Raw genomic sequence first — 14,727 nt, forward strand, 5'->3', positions numbered from 1 at the left:
CTGTCAGTTTGGCAATAAAATCATAAAGGGGAGGAATTACCATGGGAACATTTTCACACACAGCGGGAAAGCTGGCGTTCAGTACATCCATACATAAGGTATTGAATTGTCCAGAGGAGGAACGGGAAAAAATGATTCTTAAACTCCTTAACCTTGCAGAAAATTATATGTCTGGGGAGAAATTTGACGTCAATTTTGATGATTTTAGAGAACTGGTTTGTGATAAAAGCACAGCACTGTATGGATACATAAATAAATTGTTTGATGAAGTTCATCCGAATGTGCTCAAAACAACGGCTTTGAATTTGGTATTTGAATCATTTTTTTACAGTACCAAGATTACACGGAAAATGAGGGAAAAACATCAGTGCAATGTGCCATGGGTGATTCTTATGGATCCAACCAGTGCTTGTAATTTGCACTGCACCGGATGCTGGGCCGCAGAGTATGGAAATAAGCTGAATCTTTCCTTTGAGGAAATGGATGGTGTGATAGAGCAAGGAAAAGCTTTGGGAGTTTATTTTTATATGCTGACGGGGGGAGAACCTCTGGTAAGAAAGGCTGATATTATCCGTCTGTGCAAAAAGCATCACGACTGTGTTTTTTTAGCGTATACCAACGGAACATTGGTTGACGATACACTTTGTAAGGAAATGCAAAAGGTGGGAAATTTTTATCTCGCCCTCAGTCTGGAAGGCTTTGGAGAAGTAAATGACTTACGCAGGGGTGCGGGTGTTTATGAAAAAGTAATGAAGGCTATGGATTTGCTTAAGAAGCATGGCTTAATTTTTGGCACTTCCATCTGCTACACATCCAAGAACGTAGAGACTGTAGTCAGTGAGGAGTTTGTGGATTTATTGGTTAAAAAGGGAAATAGATATGCGTTTTATTTCCACTATATGCCCGTGGGAAATGATGCAGCAGTAGACTTACTGCCTAGCCCGGAACAACGAGAGTTTATGTATCACCGTGTGCGGGAGATTAGAAATATGCGCCATGGAAAGGGAATTTTTACCATGGATTTTCAAAACGACGGAGAGTATGTTGGCGGTTGTATTGCCGGGGGGAGAAATTATTTTCATATTAATGCCAATGGCGATGCGGAGCCATGCGTCTTTATCCATTATTCCAATGCCAACATTCGCACGCATACCTTGCTTGAAATTTTAAAACAACCACTATTTATGGCTTACAGAGAGAATCAGCCCTTTAATAAAAATCATTTAAAACCTTGTCCCATGCTTGAAAATCCAGAGTTTTTGGAAAAAATGATTCGGGAAACAGGTGCAAAGTCTACGGATTTACAATCTCCTGAATCTCCCGAACATCTTTGTGCAAAATGCCACGAATATGCAAAAAACTGGGCGCCTTGTGCGGAGCAGCTTTGGGAGGAAAATCCTCATGTTGCTCCAAGTTATGAAAACTATAAAACAGAGAAAACGGAACAATCAGAAAAGAATCAGTTTGTTTCTTAACCCCCTAGGAGTGCGGCTAAAAAATCTACTGCATAATCCCCCGATTATAAACGGTCGAAAAACTTTTACTGCATTTCATAGGTTTTTGGAAGTACCGTCTCTTAAAAAAATGGTACTTCCTTTTTTTATTAAAAAAGAAAGGGCATCGACAGATCGACCCCCTTTTATTATTAATAATGAATTACTGTTTCCACTTTGTAGCCTTCCAAAACATCACGACCTTTTAAAAAGCCCAATTCAATGAGGAAGTTCAAAGAAACCACTTCGGCGCCAACACTTTCAACCATATCCACTATTGCTTTGGCTGTGCCACCTGTAGCCAAAAGGTCATCCACAATGACTACCTTTTGTCCGGGTTTCACAGCATCCATATGCATTTCAATGGTAGCTGTTCCGTATTCCAGAGAGTACTCTTTGCTAACAACCTCGGCGGGAAGTTTGCCTTTTTTTCGGATGGGAATAAACCCCTTTTTTAAATTATAAGCAATTGGCATACCGAAAATAAAGCCTCTGGATTCTGGCCCTAAAACCAAGTCGAATTCCAACCCTTCCAGCTTTTTCTGCATCTGATCTACTGCATCTACCAAGCCCTCTGCGTCTTTAAGCAGAGTGGTGATATCCCGAAACATTACACCTTTTTCAGGGTAATCGGGAATAGATCTGATTTTATCCTTCAATTCCATTTGATGCTCCTCCTCATTTTGAAAGCCTAAAGTCTTTTATCATTAACTGCACGGAATTTCTGCCGTTATATGTATTGATTTCTATGCTATAAGCAAAGTCAAGTGTATGGCCTATTTTCCCACAACTCAATATTTTATCACAATTTTCGTCAGGATACAATTCTTTTAATAAACACAGCATTTGGGAATAACCATCAAAAGATAAGGCTTGAAGGCGCACACCACTTGCCTTTTCTGATAATGTCATACGTAGGATATCCTTTTTCTTTCCAATAAGATCCACCTTGTCTACAGAAATATTTTTAGAGGCGAATAGGGGGGAGGGATTTTCCTTTCCAAAGGGTGCCAAAGCTCTAATTTCTTTTGCCAATTCCATGTCGATTTCAGAAAAATGCAATTGCTTGTCCAAACGCAAAGCGGGGGTCATTTGTTCCTCTGTTAATGCGCATGTTTCATTTAGTCTATCTCTAAGCAAAGGGATATTTTCTTTGGGTAAGGATAGCCCCGCAGCCATGGCATGGCCACCAAACCGGGTGAACAGTTCTTTGCACTGATAGAGGGATTGAAATAAATGATACCCCTCAATACTTCTTCCGGAACCCTTTGCCCCATCTTCTGCTGCGGTGATTAAAACCACTGGACGATAATAGCATTCTTTAAGTCTGCCTGCCACAATTCCTGCTATGCTTTCGTGGGTTTCTTCGTCAAATAAAATAAGAACTTTTTCGTTGATTAGACTATCTTGAACAATACGTTCCATGGCACGTTCTGTTGCTTGGGCAGTTAGGGATTTTCGTTCCTCATTTAAGGAGATTAAGGTTTTGGCTATTTCCTTTGCTTTATTGGCATCCTCTTCGCAAAATAATTCCACTGCCTTTCTACCGCTTTCCAGTCGTCCTGTGGCATTAATGCATGGCCCAATCATAAAACCAAGATGGTATTCGTTGATTGTTTTGCCTGAGATACCTGTTTCCTCAATCAGAGCTTGCAAACCAACATTTGTTGTTTTTGATAGTTCAAAAAGACCACAGCGAACCAAAATTCTGTTTTCATCCAATAAATCAACAATATCGCAAACGGTGGCAATTGCAGCGAAGCAAAGGAACTCCTTTTCCAGCAGTTCATCCTTTATATCAAAAGCTTGCAATAAATGCAATGCAAATTTATAGGCAATTCCTCCGGCACAAAGCATGGGGAAGGGATAGTCGCAGTCTCTTTGCTTTGGATCGATGATGGCATCCGCAATGGGGAGGATATCTTTTTCTAAGCCATCTTCATTTGTAAAGCCCGGCTCGTGATGATCCAAAATAACAATGGTCATCCCCAGCTCCTCTGCTCTTTTCACTTCCGCCAAGGCGGCAATGCCATTATCGCAAGTAAAAAGTACACTAACTCCTTCTTGCGCCAAGGTTTCTACGGCGTCCAAATTCAAGCCATAGCCTTCCTTCTGCCTGTGAGGAACATAATAAACGGCAGTACCGCCACATCTTAGAATTGCACGATAAAGAATTGTGGTGCTCATTACACCATCTACGTCATAGTCTCCGTAAACAGCGATTTTTTTATTCTCCCGAATGCTCTTTGCGATTAATTCTATTCCCAAGCCGAAATCCTTCATAAGAAAAGGGTTCCGAAGTTCTTCTATGGTTCCATAAATAAAGTTTTTAGACTGCTGTCGTTCTGCTAGGCCTCTGTTTGCCAATACACAGGCAACAGCCTCTTTTATTCCCAATTCTTTAGACATGATTGTTGTGTCAATTTTTGATCTTTTGAGTAGCCAACGTTTCATCCCAACATTCCTCCAATTTTGTAAGTATATCATAAAAGGGGAGAAAAGGTGAATAGCGACAGAAGAAAGTGTTTTTATAATAGATAAACCCAACAGTAAGATTGGAAACAAGATAGCATAACCACCAATTCATTTATTTTTTTATCGAAATCAAAAGAAAAATGAAATGAATACTATTTTTTTTAAATAAAAAAGACTATAATGTTAGCATACAAAGAAAAGGGGAATGCAAATGAAACGATGGATAGCAGGTATACTGATTGCAGTGATGTGTCTTGGAACAGGCTGTGGAAATAAAACAGAACAAGAGGCGCCACCGACAGAAGTCGTTAAAACTGCTGAGGAAATCAAACAAGAGGCAATTCAGGAAAAAATGGATACAATGACCTTAGAAGAAAAGATTGGTCAGCTATTCATGGTTGATTTTAGAAACAATGAAGACGGAAGCGGAATGACGGTTTTAAGCCAATCAGCCGCAGAAAAAATAAAACAATATCATGTGGGTGGCGTAATTTTATTTGCTGAGAATCTTGATACCCTAGAGCAGACACAGAAACTGACCAAGGATATGCAAAATGCCGCAGAAACACCTTTATTCATTGGCGTTGATGAAGAGGGCGGTCTTGTTTCTCGACTGAATAAAAGCAATATTCCACACGAAACAATTCCCTCCGCAGGAGAGATGACAGAACCGGCACAGGCGGAAGCGGCAGGAAAATCAATTGGGGAAACCTTAGCAAAAATAGGTGTGAATGTGGATTTTGCTCCTGTGGCAGATGTGAACACAAACCCTGATAATCCTGTCATTGGGATGCGGGCCTATTCAAATGAGCCCAATCAGGCAGGGGAAATGGTTTGCGCATTTCTCATAGGCTTACAAGGTACAGGGGTCAGTGGTACGGTAAAGCATTTTCCTGGTCATGGGGATACCGCAGCAGATAGTCATAAAGGTGAGGTATTTGTTTCCCATGATTTGGAAAGACTGAAAGAAGTTGAGTTTGTTCCTTTTGCAAAGGCCATTGCATCGGGTGTTGATTTTGTCATGGTAGGGCATATTAAAACACCGAATGTAACTTCAGATAATCTTCCTGCAACCCTTTCATCCCAAGCTGTGGGATTTTTAAGGAAAGACTTGGGTTATAATGGTGTTGCCATAACCGATGCCATGAATATGCAGGCAATTTCTGATTACTATGGTGTTGGGGAATCGGCAGTAATGGCAATTTCTGCGGGCATAGATATTGTGTTAATGCCAGCTGACTTAGGTGAAGCATATGAAGCCTTGCTGAATGGGGTTCAGGATGGGCGTATTCAGGAAGCACAAGTGGAGGAAAGTCTCAAGAGAATTTTAAGCTTGAAGTATGACAAGGGCTTACTGTGAATTAAGAGAAATTCCTTGAAAATATAGGCTTGAGAAGTTATAATCAAATTTACAGGTTTTTTCGACAATTATGTAAAAAAATGACATAGTCATAGAAAATAAGGAGGTGATGGACATGGCAACAGCAGACCAATTATTCCAAGAGCTACTGGAGCGGATTAAGCAGTATCATCCGTCTAAGGATTTTAGTATGCTAGAAAGGGCGTATGCGCTGGCAGCAGATGCCCACAAGGAACAAAAAAGAAAATCAGGCGAGCCATATGTCATCCATCCCTTAAAAGTGGCATATATCTTAGCAGAGCTGGAATTGGACATGGAATCTATCGTGGCGGGAATTCTCCACGATGTGATTGAGGATACCAATTACAGCCATGATGATATTGCCAAGTTATTTAGTGAAGAAGTTGCCTCCTTGGTTGACGGCGTTACCAAGCTGGGTAAGCTTTCTTATACAACCAAGGAAGAAATTCAGGCAGAAAATTACCGTAAAATGTTTCTTGCTATGGCCAAGGATATCCGTGTTATTTTGATTAAGCTGGCAGACAGACTCCATAATATGCGTACGCTGAATTATATGACACCGGAGAAGCAGCATGAAAAAGCCCAAGAAACCTTGGACATTTATGCACCTTTGGCTCATAGACTGGGTATTTCCAAAATTCGTACGGAAATGGAAGACCTTTGCTTTAAGTATTTGAACCCGGAAGCTTATTTTGATTTGGCGGCAAAGATTGAGAAAAAAAGAGTAGAGAGAGAAGCCTTTGTGCAAAACATTGTAACTGAGGTGAAATCTAAAATGGACGAAGCCGGAATTTCCGGTAAGATTGAAGGCAGAAGCAAGCATTTTTTCAGTATCTACAAAAAAATGGTGAATCAGAATAAGACGCTGGATCAAATTTACGATTTGTTTGCCGTTCGTGCCATTGTGGATAGTATTAAGGATTGCTATGCGGTTTTGGGTATTGTGCATACCATGTATACTCCTATGCTGGGGCGGTTTAAAGATTACATCGCCATGCCTAAGCCCAATATGTATCAGTCCTTGCATAATACCTTAATTGGACCAAACGGACAGCCTTTTGAGATACAGATTCGTACATGGGACATGCATCGTACCAGTGAATATGGTATTGCCGCCCATTGGAAATACAAAGAGGGTAAAACAGGAGACACCAGCGAGAAGACAGAGGAAGAAAAGCTTGTTTGGTTGCGCCAAATTTTGGAGTGGCAAAGAGATATGTCCGATAATAAGGAATATCTGGATACCATTAAACTGGATCTAAATGTGTTTACAACCCAGGTTTATGCGTTTACACCCCAAGGCAGAGTGGTGCAATTACCCAAAGATTCCACACCCATTGACTTTGCTTATATGATTCATTCTGCTGTAGGGAACAAAATGGTAGGAGCTCGGGTGAATAACCGCATGGTTACAATCGATTATAATATACAAAATGGCGATATTGTAGAGATAATGACCTCCCAAAATTCAAGGGGGCCTAGTCGAGATTGGCTTTCCTTAGTGAAAAGCTCTCAAGCCAGATCAAAAATCAAGCAATGGTTTAAGAAGGAAGAAAAGGAAGATAACATTCTTCGTGGAAAAGAAATGCTTCTCAGCGATATGAAGAAGAAGGGTTATGCATCCAATGACCTTCTGCGTCCCGAGTGGATGGAGCTGATTATGGATAAATACGACTTCAAAAACTGGGATTCCATTATGGCTGCTATTGGTTATGGTGGTATTAAGGAAGGGCAGGTAGTAAACCGCCTGATTGATGAGTATTTAAAAGAGAAGCGAAAAAAACAAACGGCAGAGGAAATCTTGCAGGATTTTGAAAAAACCGTTGACCAAAAGCCCATACCCAAGAAGAAAAAAAGCAAAAGCGGCATTGTGGTTGAGGGAGTTGGCGATGTTGCAGTGCGTTTTTCAAAATGTTGCAGCCCGGTGCCCGGGGATGAAATTATCGGTTTTGTTACTAGAGGCCGTGGTGTTACCATCCATCGGACAGACTGTGTCAATATTATGAATTTAAGTGATGACGAAAGAGGCCGTTTAATCAATGCGGAGTGGGACTCCCACTATACCCATGGAGATGTTTTAAGTGCATCTTATTTGGCAGAAATTCGTGTCATTGCCAATGATAGAACAGGGCTTTTATTTGAAATTAGCCGTTTGTTAGCGGATGAAGATATTTCTGTGAAAGGCTTTAATATTCGTACCACAAAAGATATGTTGGCAATCTTCAACATTACGCTGGAGATTAGAACAAAAGATCAGTTGGTACGAATTACAAAACGAATTAAGAGTGTAAAGGATGTTATAGATATAGAACGTGTGACAGGATAAAAATAGGAGGAGCTTATGCGTGGTGTATTGCAAAGAGTGACAAGTGCCAGTGTTACGGTGGATGGCCAGGTAATCGGTGAAATTGGAAAAGGCATTATGGTACTTTTCGGTATGCTGGGAACTGATGATGAAAAGACCATGGAATATATGCTGGATAAGGTGGTAAACCTTCGAATTTTTGAAGATGAGAACGGGAAAATGAACCTTTCTCTTTTGGATATTGGCGGTGAGCTATTAATTGTTCCTAATTTTACCCTTTACGGTGATTCAAGAAAGGGTAGAAGACCCGGTTATTCCAGCGGAGCGGCGCCGGATGTAGCGGCAGGTCTGTTTGAGAGATTATGCGAAAAAGCTAAGGAAATGCCTATAAAAAAGGTTGCAACAGGTCAGTTTCAGGCAGACATGAAAGTTGCCTTGGTAAACGATGGTCCTGTTACATTGCTTTTGGACAGCGAAAAATTATTTTAAAGCAAAGGGAAATACGAATGATACACTATATTCTTCAGGGACATGAACTGCAAAATGATGTACAGACAATGATTCAGGTTTTTTATCCAAACCTTCATTATATCCGAACGGAGGAAGTTGCTTCTTCGGGATTATCCGTAATCAGCTGTATGGAAAATGGCATTGCTTCGGCAATGCTTTATCGTGATGGGGAAAAAGTGAATCAATGGTCTATAGCATATGGGAAGGATACATCAGAAAAGGAAGAAAAGCGTCTGGTAAAGCTTTCAATTTATGAACTGCTAAAGGAAGAAACAGGTTTGCGTCCCCAATGGGGCTTACTTACAGGGGTTCGCCCTGCAAAAATAATCAGCGGGCTTTTGGCAGAAGGGAAAAACGAAGAATTTGCCTTAGAGTATCTGACAAAGGACTATCTGGTGATGGAGCACAAAGCGAGACTTGCCCTTACTGTTGCAAAGGCAGAGCAAAAACTTTTGGAGAAAAACAAACCAAACCATATCAGTTTGTATATCGGCATTCCTTTTTGTCCCACCAGATGCTTATACTGCTCCTTTACGGCATATCCCTTGGCACAGTATAAAGATAGGGTAGATGAATATCTGGATGCTATGTTTCGAGAATTGGAATTCTTGGCTGAGTATGCCAAGGACTTTGAGCTGAAGAATATTTACATCGGTGGGGGCACACCCACTTCCTTATCGGAACTGCAATTGGAGCGGCTTTTGAGAAAGGTGGCAGAGCTTTTCCATACAGATGATATGGAATATACTGTGGAAGCAGGACGTCCTGATACCATCACCAAGGAAAAACTGCGGTTAATGAAGGAATATGGTGTAAACCGTATCTCCATTAATCCCCAAACCATGAATGAGGAAACCTTAAAGCGAATCGGAAGAAAGCATTCTGTGGAAGATATTCGCCATGTTTTTCAGGAAGCCAGAGAATTGGGGCATGAGAATATTAATATGGATTTGATTTTAGGCTTACCGGGGGAAGAACCCCGAGATGTGGAACAAACCATGAAGGAAATTTTAGCCCTGGCTCCAGATAATATTACGGTGCATACCTTAGCAGTAAAACGTGCCTCTCGTTTGAAGGAGGAGTTTGACCAGCATACCTTATCAACGGCGGAGTCTCTGGAGAGGATGCTTGCCATTGCGGCGGAATATGCAGAAAAAATGGGCATGGAGCCTTATTATATGTATCGTCAGAAAAACATGGTGGGGAATTTTGAAAACGTTGGTTACTGTCATCCCGGAAAAGAGGGTGTATACAACGTCCAAATCATGGAGGAAAAACAGACCGTTTTGGCGGCGGGAGCAGGTGCAAGCACAAAAACGGTTGATCCAAATACGGATAAAATTGAGCGTGTTTTTAACGTCAAGAGCGTTGAGGATTATATCGCAAGGATTGACGAAATGATTGCCCGCAAGGAACAGGGATTACCTAAAGGAGGATGGAAATGATTCAGTTGGTGAAAGGCACTAAGGATATTTTTGCCGCAGAGGTATCTGCTTGGCAGGAAATCGAAAATAAAATGAGACGGCTTTGTCATACCTTTGGTATTGGCGAAATCAGAACACCCATTATTGAATTTACAGAGCTTTTTGTGCGTGGTGTAGGTGAAACTACAGATATTGTGCAAAAGGAGATGTATACCTTTACAGATGACGGAGATCGTTCTTTAACGTTGCGTCCTGAGGGCACAGCGGGTGTTGCCCGTGCTTATATCGAGCATGGCATGCACAATCAAGCACAACCAACAAAACTGTATTATATTTCCCCTACCTTCCGTTGCGAAAATACGCAAGCGGGTCGTCAGCGTCAGTTTCACCAATTTGGTGTAGAAATGCTGGGTTCCTACAGTCCTGCTCAGGATGCAGAATCCATTTCGGTAGCTGCTGCTTTATTGGAGGAAATGGGTATTGAAGGTGTTGAGTTGCGGATGAACAGTTTGGGTTGCCCTGATTGCCGTAGCCGCTACAACAAAAAGTTACGGGATTTTATTGGGCAGAACTTGGATAAGCTTTGTCCTACTTGCAAGGAGCGTTTTGAAAAGAATCCTTTGCGGGTTTTGGATTGCAAAGAAGAAAGATGTAAAGAAATTATTGCAAACGCGCCCTCTGTTCTAGAATGTCTGGATGAGGAGTGCACCGAACATTTCCAAAAGGTACAAGATATTTTGACAGAGATGGGCATTGCTTTTACCATTGACCCCAAAATAGTCCGTGGTTTAGACTACTACACCAGAACAGTGTTTGAATTTGTTTCTGATGGGCTTACCGTTTGCGGTGGTGGTCGTTATGATAATCTGATTGAAGAATGCGGCGGAAAACCTACGGGTGCCGTTGGGTTTGGTCTGGGGATTGAGCGGTTGGTTATGATTTTGGAAAAGCAGAAGGGTGAAATCACTGAAGTACCAAAGAGAGATGTATTTATCGGTTCCATGGGAGAAAAAGGTTTTTTAAAGGCACAGGGAATAGCCTTGGCTTTAAGAAAAAACGGAATTTCTGCGGATTGTGATACGGTAGAGAGAAGCGTCAAGGCACAGATGAAATATGCCAATAAGATTGGCGCTAGATATTCCCTGGTCATTGGTGACAGTGAGTTGGAAAATGGTGCAGTTGAATTGAAAGAGATGGAGACCGGTGAAAAAACTACAGTAACCCTTACAGAACTGTCTCATGTTTTGGCAGAGAAGTGCAAATAACATTGAAACAGGCTTTTATAAGAGGTTGTTTTATGGGTAAAAAACAGTAGCAAAAACAGATATATAGATAAAAAAGCGTCTCTTATTTCTTTGAGGCGCTTTTCTATGTAATAATTATATGGTTGGTTATATTTGATTGAAATGCCTTGTATTTCTAATAGGAAAGTGTTAGCATAATATGATAAATGGCAGGACATGTATCTGATTAGATACAAGAATTAGAATTGGTAATTTCAAGGAGGAAGTAAATTGAAGATTGTAATTGTAGGGGATGGCAAGGTGGGTAGTACCATTGCCAATCAGCTTTCTCTAGAAGGACATGATGTGATTGTAATAGATAATAATGCGGCGGTATTGACGAATTCGGGCAATACCATGGATATTTTTTGCATTGAAGGAAATGGTGCCACAGCGTCAGTTTTAAGGGAGGCTGGTATTCAGCAAACAGATGTGTTGATTGCTGCTACCTCTGCGGACGAGGTGAACATGCTTTGTTGCCTTTTGGGCAAAAAGCTTGGGGCAAAAAATACCATTGCCCGTGTTCGTAATCCCGAGTATTTTCAGCAAATGAGTCTGATTAAAGAAGAATTGGGCTTAAGCATGGCAGTAAATCCTGAGTTGGCGGCAGCAACGGAAATTTCCAGACTGCTTAGGTTTCCATCGGCAATTAAAATAGAACCTTTTGCTCGTGGCAAGGTTGAATTAGTAGAGTTAAAAATACCTGAGCATAGCCCATTAGATGGTATGCCCCTTTGGGCAATTTATAAGGAATTTCAGGTTAAGATACTGATTTGCGCTGTTCAGCGTGAAGATCAGGTCATTATTCCCGGGGGAGAGTTTGTATTAAAGGCAGGAGATAAAATTAATATTACCGCTTCTCATTTAGAAATAGCCAACTTTTTCCGTGCCATTGGTGTTTTCCGTACTGGCGTCAAATCCGTTATGATCATTGGTGGCGGGAGAATAGCATACTATTTGGCTAAGGAATTAAGTTCAATCCATGTAAAGGTAAAGATTATCGAAAGAGATTTGAAACGCTGTGAATATCTTTGTGAGGTTTTGCCGGAATCTGTTATCATTCACGGTGATGGTACAGAAAAGGAGTTATTGCATGAAGAGGGATTAGAAAAAACCGATGCATTTGTAACTTTAACGGGGATGGATGAAGAGAATATTATTGTTGCTTTATATGCAAAAGAAAAAAAGGTTTCCAAAGTTATTGCAAAGGTAAATAAAATTTCATTTTATGAAATCATGGACAGCTTAAATATAGATAGCTTTATTTCGCCTAAGACAATTGCTGCACAAAATATAGTGAGATATGTACGTGCTATGAAGAATTCAATGAGGGACAATAACGTTGTAACCTTGCATACCATGATAAACGATCAAGTTGAAGCGGTTGAGTTTAAGGTACGAGAGGATTCTGCCATTGTCGGAATTCCTTTGAAAAATTTCAAAAGAAGAGATGGACTTATTGTTGCTGCAATCATTCGTGGTTCACAAATTATCATCCCCAACGGAAGTGATATGATTGAGAAAGGTGATAATGTTGTTGTTGTTACAACAAAAAGGCACCTCTCTGATTTAAATGAAATTAAAAAATAAAACGGAGAATAGGTATGAATTATCATATGATGGCCTATATATTAGGCAATATCTTGAGGGTTGAGGGTTTATTTTTATGTGCTCCTGCATTGATTGCCATATTTTATGGTGAAAGAAAAGCTCTGATTGCTTTTCTTCTTACCATTGGCATTGCATTGTTCGTTGGTACAATTTTTGTTAAAGCAGAACCCAAGGACAAGAGAATTTATGGGCGGGAAGGTTTTGTGATTGTTGCCCTTGCATGGATTATAATGTCTATTTTCGGAGCGATGCCTTTTTATTTTAGCGGTGCTATTGATGGCGTTGTAAATTGTTTTTTTGAAACAGTATCAGGGTTTACAACAACCGGAGCATCCATATTAACTGATATTGAAAGCTTGCCCATGAGTATTTTATTCTGGAGAAGCTTTACCCACTGGATTGGGGGTATGGGAATTCTGGTTTTTATGCTGGCTATTATGCCAGCGGTAGATGAGCGTTCCATGCATTTAATGCGTGCGGAAGCACCGGGGCCGGTGGTAAGTAAGCTGGTGCCTAAGGTGAAGGCTACGGCAAAGCTCTTATATGGTATTTATATTGTGTTGACACTAGTACAGATTACATTATTGTTTGCAGGGGGAATGCCACTGTTTGACAGCATTGTAAATTCATTTTCAACGGCGGGAACCGGTGGCTTTTCTATAAGAAATGCTAGCATTGCAGCATATAATAGGCCTTATTTTGAGTATATCATTACGATATTTATGTTTTTGTTTAGCGTAAATTTCAACTTATATCACCTGCTTTTAATTAAAGACACACGAAATGTCTTTAAAAACGAGGAGCTAAAATATTATCTATTCATTATTTTAGGTTCCATAGGAGTTATAACAGTAAATATTCTAAGCTTATATCCAACCGTAGAAAGTGCTTTTCGTCATGCAGCTTTCCAAGTTTTATCCATTATCAGCACAACAGGGTTTGCAACGGCGAATTATGATTTGTGGCCGGAGCTTTCCAAATCTCTGCTTATGATTTTAATTATTGTTGGCGCATGTGGTGGCTCCACCGGCGGTGGAATTAAAGTTTCCCGTTTAATTATTTTACTTAAGATGGCAGGGCGGGAAATACGCCATATTGTTCATCCAAGGTCAATTAATATCATCAAATTAGATGATCATAAGGTGGATGAGGAAATTGTGCGGGGAGTAACAGGATTTATTATTGTTTATTTGTTTATAACGCTTGGTTCATTTTTGTTGATTTCCTTAAATAATTATGACTTTACAACTTCCATTACTTCGGTGTTAACCTGTGTGGGCAACGTAGGTCCGGGTCTGGCTATGGTAGGCCCCATTGAGAATTACAACTTCTTTTCGGATTTTTCCAAGCTTGTGCTTTGTCTTGATATGTTGTTGGGCAGATTGGAGATTTTTCCGATTATTATGCTATTTGCGCCATCGCTTTGGCGAAGAAGCTATATGTAATGTGTGATGTAAAAAGAAAAGCAGCCATCAGGCTGCTTTTCTTTTTAAGGGGTGTGTGTTATCTATATAAACCGATTAAGGGTAGCTAGCCTTTTTAGAAGTCAGATTATTAGCTAAATAATTTTATGCTTATTCGCTCTAAAGGCAACTTATCAATTCTTTGGAAGGGGCCCTCGGCTGCTCGGGGAAGCAACCGTGGGCAGAAGTAAAAGGGGGCGTCCTTTTCACTTCTCCTAAAGTTTACAATATAAATGTGTATAATTTATGAATGGAACCTTAAGCTACGCTTAAGGAATTTTAAAAATATCTATAGAAAAACAATATTTTAATGAATAATAGAAGTTTAATATTTCAAAATGAGATATTTTAATTGAATTGTTCAAAGGCAATGTTTGCAGAATATTATGTATTGTTGTTACACTAGTTTTTCAGAAAAATACGTTTATATAGTTGTTTTTCACAGTTTATGATATACTGATGAGCAAGGGGCGAACTTCAGTAGAAAGGAAAGATGACATGAAAGATTCTGAAGAAAACAAAAAAACTACATTAAAAACAGAATTTATTTTCCAGATCGGCTTCATTGTATTTGTACTGCTAGGGGCATTTATGAAAGAGATATCTTGGGTTTTTTGGATATTTGCATGCATTTGCGCTTTGTGCTGGGTGGTTTTTGTACAAAAGGAAAAAGTCAAGGAGGAGAAAGAAAAAAAGGCAGAGAAAGAAGCGCCTTGAATTCCTCGAATTTCTTTGACTTAACAGTCTTTTATATGATATAATCGGTAGGATTTTAACGGAAA

The 14,727-nt window shown here is 40.1% G+C and carries 11 protein-coding genes; 9 read left to right on the plus strand and 2 right to left on the minus strand.

The annotated features are described in order from the left end of the window. Window positions 1-41: 41 nt before the first annotated feature. A complete protein-coding gene (locus CPRO_RS02140) occupies window positions 42-1,475 on the plus strand; it encodes a radical SAM/SPASM domain-containing protein (protein ID WP_066047348.1) in 1,434 nt (477 codons plus the stop codon). Window positions 1,476-1,645: 170 nt separating this feature from the next. On the opposite strand, the gene CPRO_RS02145 is transcribed toward CPRO_RS02140, so the two are convergent. Beyond that, the gene (locus CPRO_RS02145) at window positions 1,646-2,158 is read right to left on the minus strand and encodes an adenine phosphoribosyltransferase (protein ID WP_066047349.1); all 513 of its coding nucleotides are present in this window, start codon (window positions 2,156-2,158) and stop codon (window positions 1,646-1,648) included. Window positions 2,159-2,171: 13 nt separating this feature from the next. Next, entirely contained in the window at window positions 2,172-3,947 is a 1,776-nt protein-coding gene (gene recJ, locus CPRO_RS02150) for a single-stranded-DNA-specific exonuclease RecJ (protein WP_066047352.1), read from the minus strand. Window positions 3,948-4,179: 232 nt separating this feature from the next. Here recJ and CPRO_RS02155 point away from each other — a divergent pair, with 232 nt between their 5' ends. From CPRO_RS02155 to CPRO_RS02190, 8 genes are all read left to right on the plus strand, one after another. Continuing rightward, window positions 4,180-5,328 carry a glycoside hydrolase family 3 protein gene (locus tag CPRO_RS02155; protein ID WP_066047355.1) on the plus strand — a complete coding sequence of 383 codons (1,149 nt, stop codon included), beginning with the start codon at window positions 4,180-4,182 and terminating at the stop codon, window positions 5,326-5,328. A gap of 109 nt (window positions 5,329-5,437) precedes the next feature. After that, the gene (locus tag CPRO_RS02160) at window positions 5,438-7,675 is read left to right on the plus strand and encodes a RelA/SpoT family protein (protein ID WP_418884299.1); all 2,238 of its coding nucleotides are present in this window, start codon (window positions 5,438-5,440) and stop codon (window positions 7,673-7,675) included. 15 nt (window positions 7,676-7,690) lie between these two features. Continuing rightward, window positions 7,691-8,143, plus strand: a complete 453-nt coding sequence (gene dtd / locus CPRO_RS02165; protein ID WP_066047363.1) for a D-aminoacyl-tRNA deacylase — start codon at window positions 7,691-7,693, stop codon at window positions 8,141-8,143. A gap of 17 nt (window positions 8,144-8,160) precedes the next feature. Then, a complete protein-coding gene (hemZ, locus tag CPRO_RS02170) occupies window positions 8,161-9,609 on the plus strand; it encodes a coproporphyrinogen dehydrogenase HemZ (protein ID WP_066047366.1) in 1,449 nt (482 codons plus the stop codon). Further along, a complete protein-coding gene (hisS, locus tag CPRO_RS02175; protein WP_330383855.1) occupies window positions 9,606-10,853 on the plus strand; it encodes a histidine--tRNA ligase in 1,248 nt (415 codons plus the stop codon). The genes hemZ and hisS overlap by 4 nt, the downstream gene beginning before the upstream one ends. A gap of 249 nt (window positions 10,854-11,102) precedes the next feature. Continuing rightward, the gene (gene trkA / locus CPRO_RS02180) at window positions 11,103-12,461 is read left to right on the plus strand and encodes a Trk system potassium transporter TrkA (RefSeq protein WP_066047372.1); all 1,359 of its coding nucleotides are present in this window, start codon (window positions 11,103-11,105) and stop codon (window positions 12,459-12,461) included. 14 nt (window positions 12,462-12,475) lie between these two features. Beyond that, a complete protein-coding gene (locus CPRO_RS02185; protein WP_066047375.1) occupies window positions 12,476-13,927 on the plus strand; it encodes a TrkH family potassium uptake protein in 1,452 nt (483 codons plus the stop codon). Between the two features lie 516 nt (window positions 13,928-14,443). Then, on the plus strand, window positions 14,444-14,662 hold the full coding sequence (locus CPRO_RS02190; RefSeq protein ID WP_066047379.1) for a hypothetical protein: 219 nt from the start codon (window positions 14,444-14,446) through the stop codon (window positions 14,660-14,662). The last annotated feature ends 65 nt before the right edge of the window (window positions 14,663-14,727 follow it).

Origin of the sequence: Anaerotignum propionicum DSM 1682, assembly GCF_001561955.1 — a bacterium.
In the GTDB taxonomy this organism is placed as follows: domain Bacteria; phylum Bacillota; class Clostridia; order Lachnospirales; family Anaerotignaceae; genus Chakrabartyella; species Chakrabartyella propionicum.

What these genes read in the sequence shown, in the direction of transcription:
- CPRO_RS02140 (WP_066047348.1), top strand. Translation starts at nt 42, where the DNA reads ATGGGAACATTTTCACACACAGCGGGAAAGCTGGCGTTCAGTACATCC.
- CPRO_RS02145 (WP_066047349.1), bottom strand. Translation starts at nt 2,158, where the DNA reads ATGGAATTGAAGGATAAAATCAGATCTATTCCCGATTACCCTGAAAAA.
- recJ (WP_066047352.1), bottom strand. Translation starts at nt 3,947, where the DNA reads ATGAAACGTTGGCTACTCAAAAGATCAAAAATTGACACAACAATCATG.
- CPRO_RS02155 (WP_066047355.1), top strand. Translation starts at nt 4,180, where the DNA reads ATGAAACGATGGATAGCAGGTATACTGATTGCAGTGATGTGTCTTGGA.
- CPRO_RS02160 (WP_418884299.1), top strand. Translation starts at nt 5,438, where the DNA reads ATGGACATGGCAACAGCAGACCAATTATTCCAAGAGCTACTGGAGCGG.
- dtd (WP_066047363.1), top strand. Translation starts at nt 7,691, where the DNA reads ATGCGTGGTGTATTGCAAAGAGTGACAAGTGCCAGTGTTACGGTGGAT.
- hemZ (WP_066047366.1), top strand. Translation starts at nt 8,161, where the DNA reads ATGATACACTATATTCTTCAGGGACATGAACTGCAAAATGATGTACAG.
- hisS (WP_330383855.1), top strand. Translation starts at nt 9,606, where the DNA reads ATGATTCAGTTGGTGAAAGGCACTAAGGATATTTTTGCCGCAGAGGTA.
- CPRO_RS02185 (WP_066047375.1), top strand. Translation starts at nt 12,476, where the DNA reads ATGAATTATCATATGATGGCCTATATATTAGGCAATATCTTGAGGGTT.
- CPRO_RS02190 (WP_066047379.1), top strand. Translation starts at nt 14,444, where the DNA reads ATGAAAGATTCTGAAGAAAACAAAAAAACTACATTAAAAACAGAATTT.